Origin of the sequence: Natrinema longum, from assembly GCF_017352095.1 — an archaeon.
GTDB lineage: Archaea > Halobacteriota > Halobacteria > Halobacteriales > Natrialbaceae > Natrinema > Natrinema longum.
Genome location: NZ_CP071463.1, coordinates 1,874,909 through 1,896,875, shown reverse-complemented (window position 1 = coordinate 1,896,875; position 21,967 = coordinate 1,874,909). Strand labels below are relative to the sequence as shown.

23 protein-coding genes are annotated in these 21,967 nt (G+C 64.1%); 17 read left to right on the top strand and 6 right to left on the bottom strand.

Going from position 1 to position 21,967, the window contains the following annotated elements; all coding sequences use genetic code 11:
• Nucleotides 1-276 precede the first annotated feature (276 nt).
• From J0X27_RS09345 to J0X27_RS09330, 4 genes are all read left to right on the top strand, one after another.
• Nucleotides 277-1,416, top strand: a complete 1,140-nt coding sequence (locus J0X27_RS09345; RefSeq protein WP_207268880.1) for a site-2 protease family protein — start codon at nucleotides 277-279, stop codon at nucleotides 1,414-1,416.
• Between the two features lie 146 nt (nucleotides 1,417-1,562).
• Nucleotides 1,563-2,483: a nucleotidyltransferase domain-containing protein gene (locus J0X27_RS09340; protein WP_207268879.1), complete on the top strand. Its 921-nt coding sequence runs from the start codon at nucleotides 1,563-1,565 to the stop codon at nucleotides 2,481-2,483.
• A 383-nt stretch (nucleotides 2,484-2,866) separates the two neighbouring features.
• Nucleotides 2,867-3,631: a DNA-directed RNA polymerase subunit epsilon gene (locus tag J0X27_RS09335; protein ID WP_207268878.1), complete on the top strand. Its 765-nt coding sequence runs from the start codon at nucleotides 2,867-2,869 to the stop codon at nucleotides 3,629-3,631.
• Between the two features lie 107 nt (nucleotides 3,632-3,738).
• On the top strand, nucleotides 3,739-4,392 hold the full coding sequence (locus J0X27_RS09330; protein ID WP_207268877.1) for a DsbA family oxidoreductase: 654 nt from the start codon (nucleotides 3,739-3,741) through the stop codon (nucleotides 4,390-4,392).
• Here J0X27_RS09330 and J0X27_RS09325 read toward each other — a convergent pair whose 3' ends face one another.
• A complete protein-coding gene (locus tag J0X27_RS09325; RefSeq protein WP_207268876.1) occupies nucleotides 4,393-5,229 on the bottom strand; it encodes an NAD(+)/NADH kinase in 837 nt (278 codons plus the stop codon).
• A 222-nt stretch (nucleotides 5,230-5,451) separates the two neighbouring features.
• On the opposite strand from J0X27_RS09325, the gene J0X27_RS09320 reads away from it, so the two are divergent.
• From J0X27_RS09320 to J0X27_RS09275, 11 genes are all read left to right on the top strand, one after another.
• Nucleotides 5,452-6,525: a KaiC domain-containing protein gene (locus J0X27_RS09320; RefSeq protein WP_207268875.1), complete on the top strand. Its 1,074-nt coding sequence runs from the start codon at nucleotides 5,452-5,454 to the stop codon at nucleotides 6,523-6,525.
• Between the two features lie 132 nt (nucleotides 6,526-6,657).
• Nucleotides 6,658-6,897, top strand: coding sequence for an amphi-Trp domain-containing protein (locus tag J0X27_RS09315; protein ID WP_207268874.1), 240 nt, complete (start codon nucleotides 6,658-6,660; stop codon nucleotides 6,895-6,897).
• A 1-nt stretch (nucleotide 6,898) separates the two neighbouring features.
• Nucleotides 6,899-7,261, top strand: a complete 363-nt coding sequence (locus tag J0X27_RS09310) for a hypothetical protein (protein ID WP_097380880.1) — start codon at nucleotides 6,899-6,901, stop codon at nucleotides 7,259-7,261.
• Nucleotides 7,262-7,465: 204 nt separating this feature from the next.
• On the top strand, nucleotides 7,466-7,894 hold the full coding sequence (locus tag J0X27_RS09305; protein ID WP_207268873.1) for a universal stress protein: 429 nt from the start codon (nucleotides 7,466-7,468) through the stop codon (nucleotides 7,892-7,894).
• 123 nt (nucleotides 7,895-8,017) lie between these two features.
• Complete coding sequence (locus tag J0X27_RS09300) at nucleotides 8,018-9,541, top strand: hypothetical protein (protein ID WP_207268872.1); 1,524 nt, start codon at nucleotides 8,018-8,020, stop codon at nucleotides 9,539-9,541.
• 180 nt (nucleotides 9,542-9,721) lie between these two features.
• Nucleotides 9,722-10,687 carry a transcription initiation factor IIB gene (locus J0X27_RS09295; RefSeq protein ID WP_097380883.1) on the top strand — a complete coding sequence of 322 codons (966 nt, stop codon included), beginning with the start codon at nucleotides 9,722-9,724 and terminating at the stop codon, nucleotides 10,685-10,687.
• A gap of 895 nt (nucleotides 10,688-11,582) precedes the next feature.
• Entirely contained in the window at nucleotides 11,583-12,221 is a 639-nt protein-coding gene (locus tag J0X27_RS09290; protein WP_207268871.1) for an Era-like GTP-binding protein, read from the top strand.
• A gap of 5 nt (nucleotides 12,222-12,226) precedes the next feature.
• A complete protein-coding gene (locus J0X27_RS09285; protein ID WP_097381683.1) occupies nucleotides 12,227-12,628 on the top strand; it encodes a DUF2073 domain-containing protein in 402 nt (133 codons plus the stop codon).
• The gene (locus J0X27_RS09280; protein WP_207268870.1) at nucleotides 12,628-13,467 is read left to right on the top strand and encodes an OapC/ArvC family zinc-ribbon domain-containing protein; all 840 of its coding nucleotides are present in this window, start codon (nucleotides 12,628-12,630) and stop codon (nucleotides 13,465-13,467) included. Before J0X27_RS09285 ends, J0X27_RS09280 begins: the two co-directional genes overlap by 1 nt.
• A 368-nt stretch (nucleotides 13,468-13,835) precedes the next feature.
• Nucleotides 13,836-13,928 (top strand): hypothetical protein, encoded by a 93-nt coding sequence (locus tag J0X27_RS18230; protein WP_425491895.1) that lies wholly within the window; start codon nucleotides 13,836-13,838, stop codon nucleotides 13,926-13,928.
• Nucleotides 13,928-14,710 carry a DUF7089 family protein gene (locus J0X27_RS09275; RefSeq protein ID WP_207268869.1) on the top strand — a complete coding sequence of 261 codons (783 nt, stop codon included), beginning with the start codon at nucleotides 13,928-13,930 and terminating at the stop codon, nucleotides 14,708-14,710. Before J0X27_RS18230 ends, J0X27_RS09275 begins: the two co-directional genes overlap by 1 nt.
• Nucleotides 14,711-15,297: 587 nt before the next feature.
• On the opposite strand, the gene J0X27_RS09270 is transcribed toward J0X27_RS09275, so the two are convergent.
• Nucleotides 15,298-15,876 (bottom strand): DUF7090 family protein, encoded by a 579-nt coding sequence (locus J0X27_RS09270; protein WP_207268868.1) that lies wholly within the window; start codon nucleotides 15,874-15,876, stop codon nucleotides 15,298-15,300.
• Between the two features lie 441 nt (nucleotides 15,877-16,317).
• Between J0X27_RS09270 and J0X27_RS09265 the strand changes: the two genes are divergently transcribed.
• The gene (locus tag J0X27_RS09265) at nucleotides 16,318-16,998 is read left to right on the top strand and encodes a class I SAM-dependent methyltransferase (RefSeq protein ID WP_097380888.1); all 681 of its coding nucleotides are present in this window, start codon (nucleotides 16,318-16,320) and stop codon (nucleotides 16,996-16,998) included.
• Nucleotides 16,999-17,224: 226 nt separating this feature from the next.
• Here J0X27_RS09265 and J0X27_RS09260 read toward each other — a convergent pair whose 3' ends face one another.
• Nucleotides 17,225-17,800, bottom strand: a complete 576-nt coding sequence (locus J0X27_RS09260; protein WP_207268867.1) for a DUF1684 domain-containing protein — start codon at nucleotides 17,798-17,800, stop codon at nucleotides 17,225-17,227.
• 158 nt (nucleotides 17,801-17,958) lie between these two features.
• Nucleotides 17,959-18,195 (bottom strand): DUF7127 family protein, encoded by a 237-nt coding sequence (locus J0X27_RS09255; protein WP_207268866.1) that lies wholly within the window; start codon nucleotides 18,193-18,195, stop codon nucleotides 17,959-17,961.
• A gap of 246 nt (nucleotides 18,196-18,441) precedes the next feature.
• Here J0X27_RS09255 and J0X27_RS09250 point away from each other — a divergent pair, with 246 nt between their 5' ends.
• Complete coding sequence (locus J0X27_RS09250) at nucleotides 18,442-20,817, top strand: ATP-dependent DNA helicase (protein ID WP_207268865.1); 2,376 nt, start codon at nucleotides 18,442-18,444, stop codon at nucleotides 20,815-20,817.
• A gap of 19 nt (nucleotides 20,818-20,836) precedes the next feature.
• Here the strand turns inward: J0X27_RS09250 and J0X27_RS09245 are convergent, their stop codons facing one another.
• Nucleotides 20,837-21,334, bottom strand: a complete 498-nt coding sequence (locus tag J0X27_RS09245; RefSeq protein ID WP_207268864.1) for an FAD synthase family protein — start codon at nucleotides 21,332-21,334, stop codon at nucleotides 20,837-20,839.
• Nucleotides 21,331-21,657: a DUF7521 family protein gene (locus tag J0X27_RS09240; protein WP_207268863.1), complete on the bottom strand. Its 327-nt coding sequence runs from the start codon at nucleotides 21,655-21,657 to the stop codon at nucleotides 21,331-21,333. The genes J0X27_RS09245 and J0X27_RS09240 overlap by 4 nt, the downstream gene beginning before the upstream one ends.
• Nucleotides 21,658-21,967 lie beyond the last annotated feature (310 nt).

The following is a 21,967-nucleotide window of genomic DNA, read 5'->3' as shown; positions in this document are numbered from 1 at the left end:
GTCGCGATGCGTTCGTTCTCGAGAGTCGGCTGTCTCCCGCTCGCGAACGGTTCGGAGATCGGTCGATGCGAAATACGGTTGTCACTGAACGTCACTGTCCACCCGATCGCACGACAGGGTTGCGAGCAGCGTGAATCGGTTCGGTGGCTCCGATCGCTTTCTTACGGGCAGCAGACCGCTCCGGAGGGACTGTGATTATCTCGCGCGAATAAACGCTGCGGACCATCGAAGAATCGCTTTCAGGTCACCTAAGGCCCCGAGGTCCTAGCAGGACGTGTGCGAAGTTACACTATCACGGAGATCTGGGAGATTCCTATTCGAATCAACACTTCGTTGCTGATCTTCCTCCCGATCCTCGCGTGGCTCATCGGAAGCGGCCAGCAGATCGAACTGTACGCCGGGTTCATCGAAGGGTTCACCGGTGTGGGATTCGACCTCTCCAGGCTCCGGGCCGGGGCGATGCCGTGGCTCATCGGTATCACGGCAGCAGTCGGCTTGTTCGTGAGCGTTACCCTGCACGAACTCGGCCACTCGTGGGCCGCACTACGGTATGGCATCGAAATCGATTCGATCACCCTGTGGATCCTCGGCGGGATAGCGTCGCTGAAAACGTTCCCGAAGGAGTGGGACCGGGAGTTCTGGATCGCCATCGCCGGCCCCATCACGAGCGTCCTCATCGCCGCCGTCTGCTATGCGGGCGTGCTCGTCGCGCCGACCTCTCTCCACGCGGTGCGGTTCGTCGTCGGCTATCTGGCGGTCACGAACCTGCTACTGGCAGGGTTCAACCTCCTTCCCGCCTTCCCGATGGACGGCGGACGGATCTTCCGCGCCCTCCTGGCTCGCTCCCGTCCGTACGGCACCGCAACGCGAATCGCGGCGCGGGTCGGGGTCGCGTTTGCGTTCCTGTTCGCCATCGTCGGCGTCTTCACCTTCCAGCTCATCCTCCTCCTGCTCGCCTTCTTCATCTACGGAGCCGCGACGACGGAATCGCGATCGGTGCTCCTCGACGAACTGCTCGAGGGAATCACGGTCGGGGACATCATGACCAAGGATCCCCCGACGGTCTCGGCCGACACGACGGTCGAGGAGTTCGGCGACCAGCTGCTTCGCGACCGTCGGTCGATCCATCTGGTGACGGACGATGCCGGGGCGGTCATCGGTGTCGTCACGCTCGCGGACCTCCGCACGGCTCGCGGCAACGACCGCGGGACGACCCGCATCGAGGACGTGATGGAGGCTGTGTCCCGCATCGAGTCGACCGCCGACGCCTTCGAGACGCTGGCCGTTCTGAACCAGTCGGGGAACGCGAACGCACTGGTCGAGGAGAACGGGGAACTCGTCGGTGTGCTCTCGAAAGCCGATTACGCACACGCCATGACGGTTCGACGTGGCTTCGGGAGTGAGGTCGCGGGGTAGCCCACTCGCCGGGGCGACAACTGTGAACTCACGTAACAGCGCCGTCCGGATCGTTCTTTAAGTGTCTCCCGTCACAAGGTGAAGCTACGAAGGGCATTTGGCACGCCGGCGTTCTCTCGTCTCCGTTCGACACTCGAGCCACAGCCATGGCCACTGTTCTCCCACGCATCCACGAAACGGTCGACGACCACCTGCGGGCGATCGAACGTACGTACGACGTCGCGGTCGCCGTCGCGGTCGCCCGCGGGAGCCACGCCTGGGGCGGGGCGAGCCCCGACAGCGACTACGATGTCGGCTTCGTCTACGCGCCGACCGATCTGCGCCGATACGCCCATCTCGAGGGTCCCCCCGAAACGATCGTCGAGGACCGAAGCGAGTTCGAATATCAGGGCTGGGACGGACGGACGTTCGTCCGACTGCTTTCCGAGTCGAACGAGAGCGCGATCGACCTGCTGCGGAGCCCGATCCGGTATCGACGCGCGTACGACCTCACCGACCTCGCCGACTACCTCGAGCGGACCTACAACCCGATCGACCTGTATCACACGTGGCGTGGCATCGCGACGAGCAACTATCGCAAGTACATCTCACAGCATCTGGTCCGCACCGACGACGAACTCTTCCCGATCGTCGACGCCGACGACGAGGCGTTCGTCGTCGAAACCGACAACGGAACGATGACCGTCCCGGCCGACGACGAGCGGTTTACCGAGACGCAAACGAAACCCACGGTGAAGCGAAATCTGACGATCTATCGAGCGGCGATGTCCGCGTACTACCTCGAAGAAACCGGCGAGCGTGGTGACCACGAGTTGCCGGCCCTCGAGTTCGAGCGGTTCCTGGACGAGCAGGCACCGACAGTCTTCGACCCCGAGCGGATCGAACGCGCTCGCGAGCTGCTCGAGCGGAAACGAAGGGGTGAGGGCGGAGTCCCGATCGGCGACGCCGTCGGCCGCGAGTTCGCTCACCCACCGACCCCGATCGACCCCGAAATACACGCGAGAGCCGGCCCCGAGACCGAACGGCTGGACCAGTATCTCGACGAGTTACTCGCAGCCGTCCAGTAGCGACTTCGGTCGTCGATCCGCGGGTCCATTTAAGTATCTCTCGTCACAAGGTCAGGCTACGACGGGAGAGACGCCCCCGGTTTTGCGGGAGATTCGATTCACCACAGCCCGGGCTGTCGGCAGTCCGACACTGCTCGATGGCTGGTCGTCCTTCGAGCGACCGTCGTTTAAGTACCTCTGGTCACAAGGTGAAGCTACGAAGGGCTTTTCGCGGACGGACGGTCCCGGTCACGAAGTAGAACGTCGCCGATACCGGAGCGACAGCGCCAGTCACGTGCGAGATCTCCTTTGCACACGTTCCTGTTAGAAACGTTGTGTGTCCGGTTTCCAAGGGTATTGCGCGGAGCGAGCCTTTTTTACTCTCCCTCTCCGAGCGACAGACGATGCAAGACGACGGTGCCGACCCGAGTCCCGATTCCGAGCGACCCGTTGGGGCTGCAGACGGCGTCGCCCCCGACGACGAGCGCCGCCTCGAGACCCGTCCGGGGTCCGGGTCGCTCTCGCGGGCGGACGTCCAGCGCGATTCGACGGTCCGCCGGTGGGGCGTCGTCACGCCGAGCGCGACGGTCATCGGCCGCGCGGAGTCGCCCGAGGGTGACCTCTCCGAGAGCGTGCGCCGCCTCCACGACGAACAGCACGCGGCGACGCCGGGCTACAGCGAGCGCGCCCACCGTCTCGACCGGCTGCGAACCACGCAGGCGCTATGTAACGCCCTCGAGGTGACGCCCTGGCAGCGCGATCTCGCGCTCGGCGTCATGGACGAGATCGACCTCACCGAGTTCGGGAGCCAGCGGGCGATTCCCAAGGTCGCACTGGTCGTGATCCGTCACGTCGTCGACGTCGACCGACAGCAGTACTTCGGGCTCGACGAGATCGACGCGCAGGAACTGTCCGCCGACCGGATGGAGGACCTGTTCACACAGTACCGGGCCCACGACATTACCGACGAAGAGTCGTTCAAGCGGCTCGCGGCCGAATACGGGCTGGATACGACCAGCCTGAATCGCCTGCGCCGGGTCCTCAAATCCCAACTCGACGACGAGCTGCCCGCGTACGGTCACAACCCCTACCGAGATCCGAACCTGCCGGACGTGACGAAGTCGAATGCCGACAGTGCGAGCCGGGTAGCGACCGGAACCGAGAGCTGACCGCCCGGAGAGCGACTCCTCGAGCCGCGTCCGTGCCTCGTCTCGGCTGGCCGTCGCTCGACTGCCGGTGACCGGCGACTTTTCCGTAACGGACACCTACCGAATCCATGGCTGACGCCGATACCGGATCGACGCCGGAGACCGGGGATCGACTAACGATCTACGCGGACTACGTCTGTCCGTTCTGTTATCTGGGGACGCGCTCGCTCGAGCAGTACCGCGACGGTCGCGACGAGCCACTCGCCGTCGAGTGGCATCCCTTCGACCTGCGACGCGGGAAGCGAAACCCGGACGGCTCCATCGATCACGACGCCGACGACGGGAAGGACGAGGGCTACTACGAGCAGGCCAAACAGAACGTCCGTCGGCTACAGGAGGAGTACGGCGTCGAGATGACGCTGGACATCGCGACCGATATCGATTCGTTCGACGCGCAGGTCGCCTCGTGGTACGTCAACGGAGCGTATCCCGACCGCTGGGAGGCGTTCGACGAGGCGATCTACACGGCGCTGTGGCAGGACGGACGCGACATCGGCGACGTCGAAGTACTCGCCGACCTCGCCGACGACGTCGACCTACCGGCCGACGAGATTCGCGAGGCGATCGCAGACGAGAGCCGCCGGGCCGAACTCGAGGATCGATTCGCCCAGGCCCAGCAGACGGGCATCACCGGCGTTCCGACCTTCCTCTCGGACGGGCACGTCGCCCGCGGCGCGGTGCCGCCGGAACACCTCGAGCGACTCGTGGAAGGCGACCAGTAACTACTCCAGTTTGTCGAGCGCGTCGAAGAAATTCCCCCGTGGGCCGACGAGCCTGACGGATTCGGCGGCGAGGGAGACCGATACCGTCGACGGGGGCTCGAGGCGCTGTCGGTTGCGGCCGTCACTGATCACGTACGCGGTGTCGGTGTCGGAGACGGTGAGGGTGAGTTCGGTGTCCGGTTCGACGACCAGCGGCGGCATCGACTCGGTCGCGGCCATTTGCGTGACCACGAGGGTCTCCGCAGTCGGGTGGAGGAGTGGCCCCCCCTCGCTCAAGTTGTAGGCGGTCGAGCCCGTCGGCGTGGCCACGAGCACGCCGTCGGCGTGGCTCTCGGCGTACTGCTGGCCGTCGACGCGGATGTCGACGGTCGCGCCACCGCCGTTCCCCCGGCGGGGCCCGTGGACGACGACCTCGTTGAGGGCGGGCTCGAGCGTCCAGTCCTCGCCGACTCCGGTCGCCCGGAGCCGCGTCAGTTCGCGGCCCGCGACGGTCCCCGTTTCCTCGAGTTCGGTCACGAGAGCAGTGACGACGTCGACCGCATCCGCGGGCGCGACGGCGTTGAGGAAGCCGACTTCGCCGAGGTTGATCCCGAGAAGCGGCGTCGAACCCACCTCGCGGGCCGTGAACAACAGCGTTCCATCACCGCCGATGCTCACGACGAGGTCACGACCCGCCATCGCGGCGACCGGGACGGCCGTCGCCTCGAGTGCCTCGCCGGTCGCTTCGTCGACGACGACGTTCGACCCCTCGCGCTCGAGGGTCTCCACGAGGCTCCCGGCGAGTGTCTGTGCACGTTCGTTCTCACGCTGGGCGACGATTCCGACGGCAACGTCCATCGTCGGCGGATACCCGCCCCGTGATGAAAAAGCCACGCTTGTCCCGCCGACAGCAACAAAGTTAATCCGGTTGGAACGACTTCGGATACGTGAACTCCCGCGACGATTCCGTCGCAGTGTCACCTATGGCCACCGTCTACTCGAGTACCCCCCGTCACGTCGCTGTCGTCACCAGCAGTCGGATCCGCCAGCGACGCTCGCCCAAGACCGGACCCACGCCGGGTGGTCGCCGTGAGTGACGACACCGACGACTGGTTCGAACGGGCACTCGACGACGAGGAGACGGACGAGGAGCGAACGCCGCCGACACCCGAAGCCGAACCCACCGCTAGCGACGGTTCGGCGGGCGACGACGCCGGCAAGCACGACGCTGACACCGAGTCGAACTCGACACGGGAGGGGGACGTGGCGGAGGCGACCGACGACGATGACCCCCTGTTCGAGGAGGAGTTCGGCGACGCCCTCCAGGACGTCGACGCCCCGATGACCGACGCTGCGGCCGATGGGGCCGCTACCAGCGGTCCCGAGGGGTTCGACGATCTCGATTTCGTGTTGGGGGGGAGCGACGAACCCGACTTCGACGAGGAGATCGACTCCGAACTCTCGCGACTCGAACTCGGCATCGAGGGGCTCGATCGGATGATCCAGGGTGGCGTTCCCGAGCGGTCGCTCATCGTTACGATGGGCAGCGCCGGAACCGGCAAGACCACGTTCGGCCTCCAGTTTCTCACCCACGGACTCGAGCAGGGCGAGCGAGCGGTCTTCATCACGCTCGAGGAAAGCCGCGATCGAGTCATCAACAGCGCAACCGAAAAGGGATACGCGTTCGACGAGTACGTCGCCGACGGCCAACTCGCCGTCGTCGACGTCGATCCGATCGAGATGGCCAACAGTCTGGCCTCGATCCGGAACGAACTCCCCACGCTCGTCGAGGAGTTCGACGCCTCGCGGCTCGTCCTCGACTCGGTTTCTTTGCTCGAGATGATGTACGAGGATCGAGCGAAACGTCGCAACGAAATATACGATTTTTCCCGGAGCTTGAAGGAGGCAGGCGTCACCGCGTTGTTGACGAGCGAGGCATCCGAGGAGACGCCTTACGCCTCCCGATACGGCATCGTCGAGTATCTCACGGATGCCGTCTTCGTCCTCCAGTACGTCCGGCCGGACGACTTCCGGGAAACCCGGATGGCGATCGAGATTCAGAAGATCCGCGACGCCAACCACTCTCGAGAAAAGAAACCGTACGAGATCACGGCCGACGGGATCTCCGTATATCAGCAAGCCAACCTGTTCTAGCGACCGGTCCCGCGAGGCAGTGACCTAGCTGGGGAATCAGTCGTCCGTTACAACAGCGGTTCCGGCAGTAACAACGTGTTAGGAACACGTTTGCAGCCCATACTTTTGCGGGCAGCTGTTCGATATCCCCGCATGGCGCAACGGACGACAGCCGACGAGACGCTCCCTCGAGACGAACTCGCCGCCTACCTCCAGGAACTCGCGACGGAGTTCGGGCAAAGCGAGGAGGCAGTCACCGTGCCGGTCGGGAACAAGAACGTGTCGCTCGACCCGCCCCAGAACGTCGACGTATCCGTCGAGGTCGTCGAACGCTCGTCGATGCTCCGGGGGAACCGTGAGACGGTCGAGATCGAACTGAGCTGGAAACCCTAACATGGCTGCCGCCGACTCCGTCCTGATCTTCGTCCTGAGCCTGCTCGTGGGAACGATCGGTATTCTCGCAGGCGCGCGGCTGGTGTTAGACCGGGATGCGAGCGTCGTGAACGCGGCGGTGACCGCGCTGATCGGCGCGGTCGCCTGGGCGATTACGAGTTTCTTCGTCGGGTGGGTTCCCATTCTGGGCGTCCTGTTGATGTTGATCATCTGGGTCGGGGTCATCAACTGGCGCTATCCCGGTGGCTGGGGATCGGCGGTCGCGATCGGCTTCATCGCCTGGATCGTCGCGGTCGCGATCGTCTACGCCTTCGCCGTCGTCGGGTTCGTGACGCCCGACGCACTCGGCATTCCAGGCGTCTAGGTGACACACGTCGAGACGGCTGGGGCCCACACGTTGACGGCGTCGGCTCGAACCGGTGGGGCCTCGAGGGCAGGACGAACCGGACCACAGCCGCCGTGGTGGGCCCGACGTGGACCCGAGACGCGGTTCGACGCGATGTTCCCAGCCAGGGGAACGGAAGGAAACCCCTTTTTCCGTCCGGGCGAGTGGTCTACGTAGACAGCGATGTACGAGACGATCCTCTTTCCGACGGACGGCAGTGAGCACGCGGCGACCGTCGCGGACCACGCGATCGACGTCGCGGCCACCAGAAACGCAACCCTGCACGTCCTTTCGGTCGTCGACGACCGCGCGTTTCTCGTGCTCGACGACGACCGCATCGAGCGCGTCCGCGAGGACCTCGAGACCACCGCTCGCGAGGCGGTCGACGAGGCGGCGACGCGCGCTACCGATCACGGCGTCGAGACAGTGACCGCCGTCGAAACCGGCCACCCCGCCGAGTGTATCGTCGATTACGCCGCGACCAACGGGACGGATCTGATCGTCATGGGAACCAGCGGTGACGAGTACGAACGCAACGTCGTCGGAAGCGTCTCCCAGCGGGTCGTCCGCGAGGCCCCCGTTCCCGTCACCACCGTCGGACCCGGCGTTTGAATAGCCGCCCCCCTCGAAACGACAGGGACGACGATGTGCTCGGTCGAAATCGTCCCTCTCGGAGGGAAACATATCGTCTCGGGCAGATAGTTTGATGTATTCCCTGTCGCTAGCTATGGATAGATGCGCCGCTCGATCGTAATCACGGTCGTTTTGCTCGTTCTCGCGTTCTTGCTCGTCGGAGGACCGTCGCTGCTGGTGTCGCTGTCAGCCGACCAGACCGCACCCGCCACGACGACCCAGACCGAGGCGAAGCCGACGCCGGAACTCGTCTCGCTCGAGGACTCCGAAAGCAGTTTCTGGCAGTATCTCAGCGCGCGGGAAGGGTTCAAGCGGACGAGTCCGATCAACGTCGTCGTCCGCGGCGACACCGACGACGTCGAGCGCGTCCTGACCAACGCCAACGACGGCGACTGGTCCGAAATCAACGAATCGGAGGAAGAAGCGCTCCCGGATACCTACTCGCTTACCGGCGGGAACGAATCAGACAACGAAACCGAGCCGACTAGCGGGAACGAATCCGATAACGAAACCGATCCGACCGGCGACGGCGAAATTGAAGCGATCGACGAAAACGGCACCGAACCAGCGCCGAACAACTCGTCGACGAACGCCACCGACGACGCGCCGCCGGCCGAACCGCTGGGTCCTGCCCCGAATCTCGACTGGGGGCAGGCCGACGGTGGCACTCGCTATGCGTACGTCGACCCTGGGCCGAACGAGAGTGGCTACTGGACGACCGAAACCCGCCAACTCGAGGACGGCGACTACTACGGACAACGATACCACATTCGACTCTACGAGAGCCCCAACGAGGACGACGACTGGGTCATCATGCAGACGCACTCGGAACACTTCGACTGGTTTACGCTCCGTCACCGCGTCCACGGCTCACAGGACGCCCAGACGAAAGTCGAGAACGACTTCATGGAACACCCGCGAGTCGACGTCCAAGAGAACGTCCACCGAATGTATCTCGACAACAGAAACTCCGCCGACGCCGACGGCTGGGCGACCGTCGTCGAACTCGCCGGGCTGCTGGTCGTTCCGACGATAGTCGGGGTCCGAACCCGCAGACGCCACGCCAGCGGTCCCGCCGGGACCGGCGAGTCCACGAGCGAACGCGTCGCCCAAGGGACAGCCACCGCGATCGACGACCACCTGACCGACGTCGATCGCCGCCGGCTGGTCGCCGCCTACGCCCGTCTCGAGGCCGGCCACGTCCTCCTCGTCTTTACGATCCTGGCGCTGTATCTCGGCGTTCGAATGGGTGGGCTCGCCCTCGAGCGCCAGGCCGGGTTTCTGACGCCACACCAGATCGCCGCGCTGTTGTACCCAGTGATCGGGATCGGAATTCCGGTCGCAACCTATCTGCTCGCACGCGGGCTCACGCGACGACTCGACGCCGCCGTCGTCGCCGCCGGCTCGCTCGCAGTCGCGATCTGGCTCGACTACAGCCTGCTCGGCGTCAACGCGCTCCCGGTCGATGTCGTCCTCCAACGGATGCTCGTCGTCGTTGCACTCGGCCTGATCGCCGCCGGCGCTGCCAAACGAGCCACTCGGCGGTCGAAATTCAACGATATGCTGCTCGTCGGCACGGTCATGTGGGTGCTCGTACTGGTCGGAACGCTCTTCGGGTACGTTTGAACTCGTCCGGGACGTTCGAAACCCGTCCCAGTAGGATTCGGTCCTCCTCGAGACCGTCGTTTCCCCTCGAGATCGTCTTTGTCGGCCGGGAAGCCGGAATATGGGATCCGAGCGATCGATCCGGGCGCGTGTCTTCGGTGGCGAGTCCTTAAGTCCTTGGAACATCGTTATCAACATGAAATGGCAAGCCCCACCCGTCAGCGCGAACGCGATCCTGAAACGACAACCAAAACACAGGAGTCGGAGCGTGAACGGGTGTGTGACGAGTGTGAGAGCGGGACGCTCGTCAAAAGCGAAGATCAGGGCGAACTCGTTTGCGATCAGTGTGGACTCATCGTCGAACAGGCAAACATCGACCACGGGCCCGAGTGGCGTGCGTTCAACCACTCCGAACGCCAGAACAAGTCCCGCGTCGGCGCGCCGACGACCCAGACGATGCACGACAAGGGGCTAACGACGTCGATCGACTGGAAGAACCAGGACGCCTACGGTCGGTCGATCTCCTCGGACAAACGCAACCAGATGCGCCGCCTGCGAAAGTGGCAGGAACGAATCCGAACCAAAGACGCCGGCGAGCGGAACCTCCAGTTCGCCCTCTCCGAGACCGACCGGATGGCCTCCTCGCTGGCGATCCCGCGATCCGTCCGCGAAGTCGCCTGCGTCATCTACCGGCGCGCACTCGACGAAGACCTCATCCGCGGCCGCTCGATCGAGGGCGTCGCGACCAGTACGCTCTACGCTGCCTGTCGCATGGAAGGTATTCCCCGATCGCTCGAGGAAGTCGCCGCGGTCTCACGGGTCGAGCGCAAGGAGATCGGCCGCACCTATCGCTACGTCGCCCAGGAACTCAACCTCGAGATGGAGCCAGTCAACCCCAAGAAGTACGTGCCCCGCTTTTGCTCGGAACTCGAGCTCTCCGAGGAAGTCCAGGTGAAAGCAAACGAGATCATCGATACGACGACCGAGAAAGGACTGCTCTCCGGGAAGTCGCCGACCGGCTACGCCGCCGCCGCGATCTACGCAGCCTCGTTGCTCTGTAACGAAAAGAAGACCCAGCGAGAGGTATCTGATGTCGCACAGGTGACGGAAGTCACCATTCGGAACCGGTATCAGGAACAGATCGAGGCGATGGGAATTCACGATTGATCTCCACCGGAAGGTAGAGGGAGAATCGACGGATCGGAACGGAATGAGCGCGGTGGGAGCGTAGACGCGCGGTTTTCGACCTCGTTTTAATATCGATCCGATACAGAACTTCACTCCGCTATAGACTCGGGATCGCGTAAGGTCCGCCGTCGGGAGAAGTTACAGTCAGTTCGGGTCAGCGAGTGAGAGTGCGTTTGATGGATCGTGGGATATCGGGAGTGGCCCCCCACCCCTTCGTTTCAGGTGGAACGAGTCACAGAGGTGGGTGGGGGTTCGATGGCATTTTTGGACGGGAAGTTTTATGTCTATGGCGAGGAAACAGTATCCGCAGAACTAGCAGACCGAATTACTTTACTAGGGTATTGTTTGTATTTACTAGTTCCTGCTAGAACTGCTTCTCTTGGCTGCCTAGGTTGCTAGACTCGTTCCTATATTACTAGAGCGATCGCTATCGGTGAATTCGCCGCCGAAATCACCCTGAAACCCGACTCGAGTCGAAACACGGGGCTGGACTCCCCTCGATCGGGACCGTTCATCCCATTTCCTCACCCACTCCCTCGTCACTCTCCACTTGAAACGAAGGGGTGGGGGTCTCGGAACACGGACAGCCGTTCTATACTAGTACGATATTATCTATCGTGGTGTGCGGTCTTCTGGCACACTCTGGCATACGATGCATAGCACTCTCTGGTGTAGGATGCATAGTATCCTGACACCCGTTCGCAACCAGCTATCGTTTCGCCTCTGACGCTCCGATCCGTCTTACAGATTCGAGGACAGTTACCGTCGATACTAATTCGGTGTCGTCGAATATTCTATACGTCTGACGTAGGCTTAAGTGGGTACAGTTTGTAGTACGCGCAGATGCACCCCGCGGTGCTGGAGGGCCCAATAGATGGGACTGTTCACAGAACTCAAAGATAGTATCTCTCGGGCTACGGATCGCCTGTTTTCGGAACAGGAGCCCAAACGAATCGGTATCTACGGTCCGCCCAATGCTGGCAAGACGACGCTCGCAAACCGTATTGCTCGTGACTGGACCGGTGATGCAGTGGGTGCGGAGAGTCACGTCCCCCACGAAACGCGTCGTGCACGCAGGAAGGAAGACGTCGAGATCGAACGGAACGGAAAGACGGTGACGATCGACATCGTCGACACGCCCGGCGTGACGACGAAAGTCGACTACGAAGAATTCACCGACGAGATGGACAAAGAGGACGCCATTCGCCGTTCCCGCGAAGCGACCGAGGGGGTCGCCGAGGCGATGCACTGGCTCCGAGAAGACGTCGACGGCGTCATCTACGTTCTGGATAGCGCGGAGGATCCGATTACGCAGGTCAACACCATGCTGATCGGCATCATCGAATCCCGCGAGCTCCCCGTTTTGATCTTCGCGAACAAGATCGACCTCAAGGAGTCGAGCGTCAAGCGGATCGAGGACGCCTTCCCACAGCACAAGACCGTCCCCCTCTCGGCGAAGGAAGGCGAGAACATGGACGAAGTGTACGACAACATCGCGGAGTACTTCGGGTGACCACGATGCCAAAAGCAACCAACGCGGACGACTCGGACGCACCCGACGGCGTACAGATCGACCTGATCAGCGGCGAGCGCATGGACGGAATGGCAACGATGGAGAAGATCAGGATGATCCTCGACGGCGTCCACGACGGCAACATCGTCATCCTGGAGGAAGGTCTGACGCCCGACGAGGAAAGCCGGCTCATCGAGGTCACGATGGCCGAAATCAGCCCCGACGAGTTCAACGGGATCGAGATCGAGACCTATCCCAAGTCCGAGACCAGGGATTCGTCCCTGCTTGGCCGTATCATGGGAAGCGACGCGGGGGAAGCGAAGCTGACGGTGATCGGTCCTGCCAATCAGATCGAGACGCTCCACAAGGACGAAACGCTCATCAGCGCGCTCGTGTCCCGTAACTAATGCCACATCAGTGTACGAACTGCGGCCGAACGTTCGCCGACGGCTCCAAGGAGATGCTGTCGGGGTGTCCCGACTGTGGCGGGAACAAGTTCCAGTTCGCGCCGCCGACGGCCGCAGCCGAATCGTCCACCGGATCCGCGGACTCGGGAGCGGGCGATACTGCGAGCCCGCCAGCGGAGGCTCCCGCTTCGGAGTCGGACAGCGTCACGACGCGTGCCGCGGAGACGGTTCGCGACTGGGTGTCCGCTGAATCCTCTCCGGGTTCCGACGACTCGAGCACGACGCCGGAGGGAGGGTTCGACGAGTGGCCCGAGACGGCACGCCGACCTGCCGATCGAGCTGGTTCTTCGGAGGAGACGGCCAATGACTCCTCGAGTGAGACCGAGGCCGACGACCGAGCGGAATTCGACGGGAGCGACGACCGAGCGGAAGCAGAGTGGTCGACGCGGTCCGATCGTGAGACGACCGCGACGATGGCGACCGACGAGAACTCGGCACAAGCGGACGCCCGCAGCGATGTCGTTCCTACGGACGATCTGCCATCTCACGCCGGCGATGCCGACGGTAGCGACGACGCCGACGGGAGGGACGATACCGACCAGCCGCCGGAGCACGGTCGCGTCGTCAGCGAACCCAGCGGTCAGCGACCGTCGATCGAAGAACTGCGTGCGGAACTCAACGAACAGTTCGAGAGCATCAAGATCGTCAGGCCGGGACAGTACGAACTCAATTTGATGGAACTCTACAACCGCGACGAGTACATCATCTCGCTGCAAGAAGACGGCCGGTACGTCATCGACGTCCCGGATTCCTGGCACGGCGACGACGGCGACGAGTAACCTCGACGATAGCCGGACGCGATCACGATCGGGCATCCCATCTCCGCTCTCCATACCACCGGATCGTTTCGACTGCACGCTGCGGCTCCCCTGAACTTCCCGTTCTCCTCGAGACAGTCTCCGTTCCACGCGAAATCATCGTCTGGTCCCGGTGAGCCGACCGATCGGCCGAGCGGTCGATCATTGCTATCGGCTACCGCTCGGGTATCACGGTGTCGACGAGAAACGATGGGGTACCGTCTCCCGAGGGTGGTCGTACTCCCGACTCAGTCTGGAAACCGCGGTTTCCACGTCGGAGAGCGAGTGGAACCGACCGAGTGCGAGCAGAGACAGGTGGATTTAAGCGACGCCGACACCACCCCACGAATATGAGTACCGCAACCAAGGTCGTTCTCGCCACGGTCGCCGTATCGGCGTTGCTATCGATCCTGCTCGTCTTCCAGGGAGCCCTCGGCGCCTGATGTTTCGGGCTCGAGCGCTTTCGGACCGGGTCGAGGCCGTCCGCGAGACCCGCACGCCCGACGTGCAGGTTCTCGACTGCGAGCGGGATTTCGAGACGTTGGCCCCCGCACAGGCCGAGGACCTCGGCTTGCTCGTCGATGCACTCGAGCCGGCGAGCTACCCCGACGCCTGGCTGCCCGACGACGCGCCGACCCTCCTGGCCCGGTATGCGAGCTCGGATTTCACCATCGGGATGCCGGGGGACGGCAGCGTCGTCTGGACCCGTCAGACCGAGCCGCCGATCGTACTCGTCAAACCGCGGGTCGAGGGCTCACCGGAGTCGTTCGTCGACTTCCTGATCGCCGAAGCGCTCGTTCAGGTCGACCTCGAGGTGCCCGAACAGTTCATCGGCTTTTTCGAGGAGACGTATCGTGACCTCGATCGCGCGGTCGCGCTCGACCCGAACGGGACGTACCAGGTCGCGGCGGCGCTGTACGACGGGTGGGTCGGGCTCCAGACGCGCGATGTCTTCGCGGACTGGCACGACGAGCATCCGGAACTCGCCGACGCCTGGCAGGACGCGGGGACGCGACTCGAGGACCGCGTGTCGGGGCTCCCGCGTGCGGTCGCGCGCGGCGAGACGGACTTCGCGGACGCGACGGAGCTGGCGTGTGCGGCGATCAAGCACGCGGTCGAACTCCCGGCTCCCTTCGCGGCGCTCGATACCGAGGCGTATCTGGACCACGGACCGGAGTACGCGGTCCAGTGGGCCCAGAAGACGTTCGACTCGCTCGAGGAGTAGCGATGTCGCCCCATCGGTTCGGCTCGAGTCTCCGCGGCGTCGTGTCGTCGTGTTTTGGCGGCCTCGAATCCCGTCTGTTGGGTTGGCATCCGTCGATGTCCGTCTATTGAGTCGGTGTCCGTCTGTTGAGTCGATGTCCGTGTGCCGTGCACAGCGGGAAGTAACACGGCGGGCGTCCTGCTCTGGCTGGCACCGGTGAAGTTCCACGCCCTCCCCAACCGATTCGTTCGCGACTCGAGGGGTTCACGTCGTTCACCCCCGCTCGTCGCTCACTCATCCCTCGCGTGCGTTCGACCGACAGTTCGCCATCGTCTCGCGGTTCCCTCCGGTCACCGCTCGCTTCCGTCGGCCCTCACGTCGTTCGGGCCTCCCCGTGGCTCACTGTCGGTCAGCACGCGCCACCGCAGACGGTCGTTCAGTATGCGCTTCTGTGGGTTTCCGGTAGGTGCTCTGGGTATCTGGGGAGGAGCGGTAGCGGTGCTCTGGGCAGGTCCGTTGGACCGGTACCGCTGTTTCGAACCGTTCCGGTACCCTGTCGGGACCTCTCGTGGCGCTCTTCGTGGGAACCCACGACGTCATGGTGGCGCTCAGAACTCGGCGTCGACGCTGCCGTCCTCGTCGAGGTCGATGATCCCGTCGAACAGGGCACGGAACTCGTCGACGAGCGCTTCGTCGTGGGGTTCCTCCGAGAGATGAAAGAGACCGACGGCGTCGTGTTCTACGAGCAACTCGAGGATCCGTTCGACGGCCTCGAGGGCCTGCTCGTCGCCGGCGTAGTAGGCGAGTTCGGTGACGGAGTCGAAGCTGATGCGGAGTTTGCCGTCGTGGTCGGCGAGGAAGCCGTCGATGTGGTCGACGATACCGTCGACGTCGTCGGGGGCGGCGACGTAGTGGACGGTGTCGGAAGAGCGCCGGGAGTAGCCGCGTTCGATGCTCAGCGTATCCAGAATTTCGGCACGCTCTTCGTCGACGTCGTAGTACTCGAGTTTCTGCCTGACTTCACGGGCGGTGGTTCGGGTCGAGACGACGAGGAAGTTGTCGGTGTCGATCTTGAGGAAATCGGTGTCGATGCGGTCGGTTTCGCCGGTGCTCGGATGCAAGAGGAGGACGCCGGTCCCACCCGGTACCGTCTCCGGTGTGCCGTCTATTTCAAGCGCATACTCCATAGTGGCGTGAACAACTTTCGGCACTCCCTTAAGCGTGCGGATGTCTCTCCTGTCGGGGAATTAGTTCCGGAACGGAAGGAAGGGTCTGGCAAACTGGCGAGGGTGGGACAGTACGACTCACCGAGCGTCGAACGAAATCCGGATGCCCACGGATTTCGGTCACCGACGACCCTTCACTCCCAATGATTTAGGCAAGCCTAAAGAAACTGTCGGTGGTTCTCGGTTCCGTGAGAACGGTGGGCATCCCCCGAGGAGCGTCCCCGAAACGAGGAGTTCGGCTCGTGGGATCGGCTCGCGATACGCGCGTTACGCTCGACGTCGGCCCTGGACACCACTGCGTGGCAGTGTGGCGTGGCATCTCTGAATACCAGTCCGCGAATCGAACCCGACGACTGTGTGGATGCGAACGCGTTTAGGCCCGCGGACCCCACAATCCGTCATATGAGCGTACGCGAGGAGTTCGACGACTGGGCGACGAGCGGCCGCGACAAGGGTATGGAGGACCGCCACTGGCACACCGCAAAGCACGCCCTCGCGCGGATGCCGGTCGAAGCCGGCGACACCGTTCTCGATCTCGGTTGTGGCAGCGGTTACGCCGGGCGCGCGCTTCGTGACACGAAAGCCGCCGGCCGGGTGTATGGTCTCGATGGGTCACCCGAGATGGCCCGCAACGCAGCGGGGTACACCGACGACGAGGCCGTCGGCTACGTCGTCGGGGACTTCGACGACCTCCCCTTTGCCGACGACTCGATCGATCACGTCTGGTCGATGGAGGCGTTCTACTACGCGGCGGATCCCCACCACACGCTCGAGGAAATCGCACGGATCCTCCGACCCGGCGGAACCGTCTACTGTGCGGTCAACTACTACGAGGAGAACGTCCACTCCCACGAGTGGCAGGAGTTCATCACCGTCGAGATGACCCGCTGGGACCGCCAGCAGTATCGCGAGGCCTTCCGCGAAGCGGGGCTGTCCGTCGCCGAACAGGACACCATCCCCGACCGCGAGATCACCATCCCCAGCGAAGCGGAGTTCCCGACCGACGACTGGGACAGCCGCGAGGAGATGGTCGAGCGCTACCGCGAGTTCGGCACGCTGCTTACCGTCGGCGTTGCCCCCTGACACCGGAGGATCCGTTTCGCTGGCCGAATCGCCGGTCGGAACCCCCTGGTTTCCACTCGAGGTACGAGATCGATGGGCACAGGCCGTCAAGCATCAGTTGACTCGAGTCGAAACCCACCCCTCTCCGGTGGGAACCGCTACGGGCGCGATCGGTCACCGTTTTCGAGGCGGAGGCCCACTCTCAACGAGCGAGGTTGTCGTCCTCGAGCGAAGGAGGGTGGGTCACCTACTCGTGCTGTTCGCCGGCCGGAATCGTCACGTCGAGCCAGTTCTCCTCGGGCGGGAGCGGGCAGTCGAACGTCTCGCTGTAGGCACAGAACGGGGAGTACGCCAGGTTGAAGTCAACGACGAGTTCGTCGCCGTCCTCGAGATCCCGCTCCGGTTCGAGTTCCATGTACCGACCGCCCTGGTAGCTCTGCTGGCCCGTCGTCTTGTCCCGGAACGGGACGAACAGCGGCTGTTCGTTCGGACTCTCCTGTCGGTAGGCCGCGAGTTCGAAGGTGCCGTCTTCTAGGGCGTCGTCCTCGCGGTCGAGTTCGAACGCCAGCGTCGCGACGCGGAGATAGCGCATCTCTCGGCCCGCGGTGGTGTCCATCAGGACGACCTCGGGATCGTCGTGGACCGTCGCCGTCGCGGTCACGCGGTAGGTCGGATCCGGATCGAAGTACTCGAGTCCCTCGAAGTCCTCGCGCTCTTCGGGCGGGATCGGCGACTGCGGGTGATCGGCGAAGAACTCGTCTTTCTCGGCGCGTTTCGACTCGAGTTCCTCGCGCCAGCGGTCGACGTCGATGGCATCGCTCATAGTCGGGGTAGTCGACGGATCCGGGAAGGCGTTGCGTTTCGGTCCAGTCCGTCTCAGGAGACCGGTGTGGACACCGCAAAAACGCTTACGGGACGGTCAAACCACAGGACGAGCGACTGAGAGTCGAATCGGTGGGTGGTGCCGGGTCGAACGTGGCGTTACTCTTCGATCGTGAGCACGCCGTTTCGAGCGGAGACGTCGCTCGCCTCGGGCGGCAATTCGAACTCGAACTGGTCGTCGTCCGCCACGATGATCGCAGTCGAGCCCACGACGTCGACCGAAATGTCGGCTGCCGTGTTACCGAAATCGACGGCGATAACGCTGCCGGTGTCGTATTCGAACGTGCGAACGACGGCGTCTCGATCGACGTTCTCGAGTGAGTGCGGGACTTTCACACGTGACCGTAGGGACTCAGCTAAGTAAAGCATCACGCCGACAGCAATCGAGGGGACGACAGTTAGAGACGGAGATCCGTTCGTCCCCGTTCCACTACCGTCTATCGGCTCGAGTCGTGACGAAGCGCCGTCGCGGGTCTCCCTCGAGAGACTCGTCTCGACGCTCGGATCCCGACCTTTATCACTCGAGGCGGGGCCACTCCAGTCCGTCAACGCTATGACTGACCGACGATGAGTACTGGCAGCATGACGGACTGGCGGACAGTGTTCGGCCACGAGCAGCCCTACGAGCCTCAGGTCGACGGCATCGAGACGGCCATCGACACCGGGCAGGAAGGCGGCTACACCGTCATCGAGGGTGCCTGTGGCACCGGAAAGACGATGATCGCGCTCACGGCGGGGATCGACCTCGTGCGCGATCCCGACACTGACTACGAACGCGTGCTCGTGCTCACGAGCGTCAAACAGCAACTGCGCCAGTTCGAAGCGGACCTCGAGACGATCAACGAGACCCTCCCCGCCGATTGGGACCCGATTTCGGGACTCACGCTCGTCGGGAAGGCCGACGTCTGTCCGTACAACCGTGAGAACGCGGCGGGGATCGACGACGGCAACGTCTACGATCGCTGCGAGACCTTGCGGGATCGCACCCGCGACCTCACCGGCGAGGGCGGCGACACGACGGCCAAAAACCTGGCCGCTCGCGCCCGAAGCCAGCAGATCGGGCTGGCCGACAGCGGCAGCGGGTCGAAAAACACGTTCCTCGAGACCGCGGGCGAACCCACGCCCTACCCGCCCGAGCTTCCCGAGTACGGTGAGGGTGGTCCCGTCGGGGCCGAAACGGAGTACTGTCCGTTCTACGCGCAGTACCTCGAGGACCTGCCCGACGACGAGGAGAACGGATCGGCCGCAGAAGCAGTTCCCTACGACTTCACCGACGTGGGGATGGTCACGCCCGAGGACCTGGTCGCCCGGTCGGTCGCACACGGCACCTGTCCCCACTCCGTGATGGGGGCTGCCCTCGGCGAGGTCGAGGTCGTGATCGGGAACTACTACCACGCCTTCGATCCGCGGACGGTCGGCTCCTTTACCGGCGCGCTACTCGACGAGTCGACCTTCGTCGTCTGCGACGAAGCCCACATGCTCGAGCCGCGCGTGCGCGATCTCGTCAGCGACGGGATCGCCGACAGCACGCTCCGGGACGCCGAAACCGAACTCTCGCGGGTCATCCAGCCAATCAAGTTCGAACGCGAGGGACGGCAGGCCGAAGGTGGTTCCAAGACCGCCGACGCCGACCTCGTCCGCGGAGAACTGACCGATAGCGACGTCTCGTTCGAGGAACTCAATCGAACGCTCGAGTTCGTCCGGGACCTCCGGGAGGAACTCGACCGCCGGGTCAGGGCCCATCTCGACCGGAACTACCGGGGCTGGCAATCGAACCTGACCGACCTTCACGACGAGGAGATCCCGCTCCGCGACCCGGGCGAGCCCGCCGAGGACGAACTCTCGGAGTGGGCCAGGGAGGCGGGCTACGGCGACGCCGACTGGGTCCGCGCCGAGGCCGTCGGCGCGATCGTCGAACGAGTCCTGAACGAGGCCGAAGACGAGGACCGAACCCGCGCCGCACCCGCCGTCGGGCGCGTGCTCGGGGAGTGGTATCGCCGCGGCCACACCGACTACTTTCGAGAGATCGAACTCGAGCGCACCTGGGACGACACCGAGCCGGCGGACTCGTGGCGGCGGGCCTACAACGCGCGTCTCTCGTTGCACAACTGCGTGCCGAGCGACGCCATCGGCGACCGCCTCGGACACTTCGGCGGCGGAATACTCATGAGTGCGACCCTCGAGCCGATGGACGCGTTCACGGAAGTCACGGGCCTCCAGTACCTCGCCCGCGAGGAGGACCGGCCGGTCGTCGAGCGCCGGTACGGCCTGCACTTCCCGGCGGAGAACCGCGAGAGCTTCGCGGTCGCCGCGCCGAAGTTCACCTACGACAATCGCGGGAGTCCGGGCGAAGACAATCCGACGCGACGATCCTACGCCGACGCGATCGGGAAGGTCGCCCGGCTTCCCGGCAACGTCCTCGTCGGGATGCCCAGTTACGCCGAAGCCGAGTGGACCGCCGGCGTTCTCGAGGATCGGGTCGACAAACCGGTCCTGCTCGATGCCGCGAGCGACGACGAGACGACCCAGTCGCTCAAAGACGAGTTCTTCGCGGGCGAGGGGAAGGTACTCGTCACGAGCCTCCGGGGCACGCTGACCGAGGGCGTCGACTACAGCGGCGACCGCCTCGCCGCCGCGGTCGTCTGTGGCGTGCCGATCGTCAACACCTCGAGCCCGCGAACCACGGCCGTTCGCCGGGCCTACGACGACGAGTTCGGCGACGGCTTCACGTACGCACTCACGATTCCCGCAGTCCGGAAGGCCCGGCAGGCGATCGGCCGCGTCATCCGCAGCCCCGAGGACGTCGGCGTTCGCGTCTTACTCGACGAGCGCTACGCCCGTGACAGCTGGGACTCCGTTCGGCCGTACCTTCCCGACGACGGCGAGTTCCAGACGGTGAGCCCGGACATGCTCGACGTCGGCCTCGAGCGCTTCCGGGGGCGGCTCGGGTCGCGGTAACGGCCAGCGCCCTCGACGTTCAATCGTCGGACCCGGACTCGAGTGGCACGCGGTTCCCGTCCGGATCTCGCTTTCGCTCCGCGAGCACCCGTTCGACGATCTCGCTGCTCGAGTACACCTCGGTTCCGTCGGGTTCGAGTCCGCTCGCGCGTTCGACGCGGCAGTCGATCCCCCACTCGGCGAGCAGCCGTTCGATTTCGTCGTCGTCGTGGTGCTGGTCGTGCCCGAGGACGAGCACGTCGGGATCGATCTCGCGGATCGGAACCGAGAAATCCTCCGGGTGGCCGAGCCGGGCGTGATCGACCGCCTCGAGCCCCGCGACGACGGTGCGTCGCTGTTCGCCCGACAGGACGGGTGCCGGTTTGTGAGTGACGCTCTCCGCACGGGCAACGACGACGTGGAGTTCCTCGCCCATCGTGGCGGCTGCCTCGAGGTAGTGGACGTGCCCGGGATGGAGAAGGTCGAAGGTGCCCTGTGCGACGACGCGGGTGGCCTGTGGTGGTGCGCTCTCAGTCATAGCGATAGTTCGTGGCTAACGGTCATGTCCGCCGTTTCTGCGTACAGCGAGTACAACAGGATCCCGAACCCGAGTGCGGTGGCCCCACTCTGGATGGCGACCCCGAGCCCGACCGGATTGCCGACGCCGAGGCTCCCGCCGAACAGGTGGACACCCCCGCCGAGGAGCGACCCGACGACGATGACGCCGAAGCCGACGGCGACCGCTCGCAGTGCGGTGGCACCGGTTCGTCGGAACGCTCGATAGGCCAGCAGTGCGACTGCACCACCTGTCAGTACCGTCGCCGTGTTCGCGGTCGCGATGAAGAGCGTGTAGTCGTTCATGGCTCGTCTTCGAGTCGATATCCACCGCTCGGTTCGGTGCCCGGAACTCGACTCCGGCCCTCGAGGCTCGACCACAGTCGCGATGGGGGACGAACTCGAGCGATGGCCGTCTCCGTACGCGTTCGTCCTCGAAGAACGCACTTGAGTGCCGTGTTCAGTTCCCACTCGAAAGGAATTCTCACGAAGATGTTCACGAAACGGTCGTGGGACCGCCGTCTCGGTCTGCGTTCTCCGTCGATCCCCCGCCGCTTCAGGTGGAGATCGGTTCGACGCGTGGGAGTACCGCCACACGGCTCTCGATTCCACGGCG

Bases quoted from the DNA above. Each gene is read 5' to 3' on its own strand.
- J0X27_RS09250 (WP_207268865.1), top strand. From the start codon at position 18,442: ATGACGGACTGGCGGACAGTGTTCGGCCACGAGCAGCCCTACGAGCCT.
- J0X27_RS09310 (WP_097380880.1), top strand. From the start codon at position 6,899: ATGGCTGCCGCCGACTCCGTCCTGATCTTCGTCCTGAGCCTGCTCGTG.
- J0X27_RS09270 (WP_207268868.1), bottom strand. From the start codon at position 15,876: ATGGAGTATGCGCTTGAAATAGACGGCACACCGGAGACGGTACCGGGT.
- J0X27_RS09285 (WP_097381683.1), top strand. From the start codon at position 12,227: ATGCCAAAAGCAACCAACGCGGACGACTCGGACGCACCCGACGGCGTA.
- J0X27_RS09290 (WP_207268871.1), top strand. From the start codon at position 11,583: ATGGGACTGTTCACAGAACTCAAAGATAGTATCTCTCGGGCTACGGAT.
- J0X27_RS09240 (WP_207268863.1), bottom strand. From the start codon at position 21,657: ATGAACGACTACACGCTCTTCATCGCGACCGCGAACACGGCGACGGTA.
- J0X27_RS09315 (WP_207268874.1), top strand. From the start codon at position 6,658: ATGGCGCAACGGACGACAGCCGACGAGACGCTCCCTCGAGACGAACTC.
- J0X27_RS09300 (WP_207268872.1), top strand. From the start codon at position 8,018: ATGCGCCGCTCGATCGTAATCACGGTCGTTTTGCTCGTTCTCGCGTTC.
- J0X27_RS09325 (WP_207268876.1), bottom strand. From the start codon at position 5,229: ATGGACGTTGCCGTCGGAATCGTCGCCCAGCGTGAGAACGAACGTGCA.
- J0X27_RS09245 (WP_207268864.1), bottom strand. From the start codon at position 21,334: ATGACTGAGAGCGCACCACCACAGGCCACCCGCGTCGTCGCACAGGGC.
- J0X27_RS09330 (WP_207268877.1), top strand. From the start codon at position 3,739: ATGGCTGACGCCGATACCGGATCGACGCCGGAGACCGGGGATCGACTA.
- J0X27_RS09305 (WP_207268873.1), top strand. From the start codon at position 7,466: ATGTACGAGACGATCCTCTTTCCGACGGACGGCAGTGAGCACGCGGCG.
- J0X27_RS09295 (WP_097380883.1), top strand. From the start codon at position 9,722: ATGGCAAGCCCCACCCGTCAGCGCGAACGCGATCCTGAAACGACAACC.
- J0X27_RS09335 (WP_207268878.1), top strand. From the start codon at position 2,867: ATGCAAGACGACGGTGCCGACCCGAGTCCCGATTCCGAGCGACCCGTT.
- J0X27_RS09275 (WP_207268869.1), top strand. From the start codon at position 13,928: ATGTTTCGGGCTCGAGCGCTTTCGGACCGGGTCGAGGCCGTCCGCGAG.
- J0X27_RS18230 (WP_425491895.1), top strand. From the start codon at position 13,836: ATGAGTACCGCAACCAAGGTCGTTCTCGCCACGGTCGCCGTATCGGCG.
- J0X27_RS09340 (WP_207268879.1), top strand. From the start codon at position 1,563: ATGGCCACTGTTCTCCCACGCATCCACGAAACGGTCGACGACCACCTG.
- J0X27_RS09280 (WP_207268870.1), top strand. From the start codon at position 12,628: ATGCCACATCAGTGTACGAACTGCGGCCGAACGTTCGCCGACGGCTCC.
- J0X27_RS09260 (WP_207268867.1), bottom strand. From the start codon at position 17,800: ATGAGCGATGCCATCGACGTCGACCGCTGGCGCGAGGAACTCGAGTCG.
- J0X27_RS09265 (WP_097380888.1), top strand. From the start codon at position 16,318: ATGAGCGTACGCGAGGAGTTCGACGACTGGGCGACGAGCGGCCGCGAC.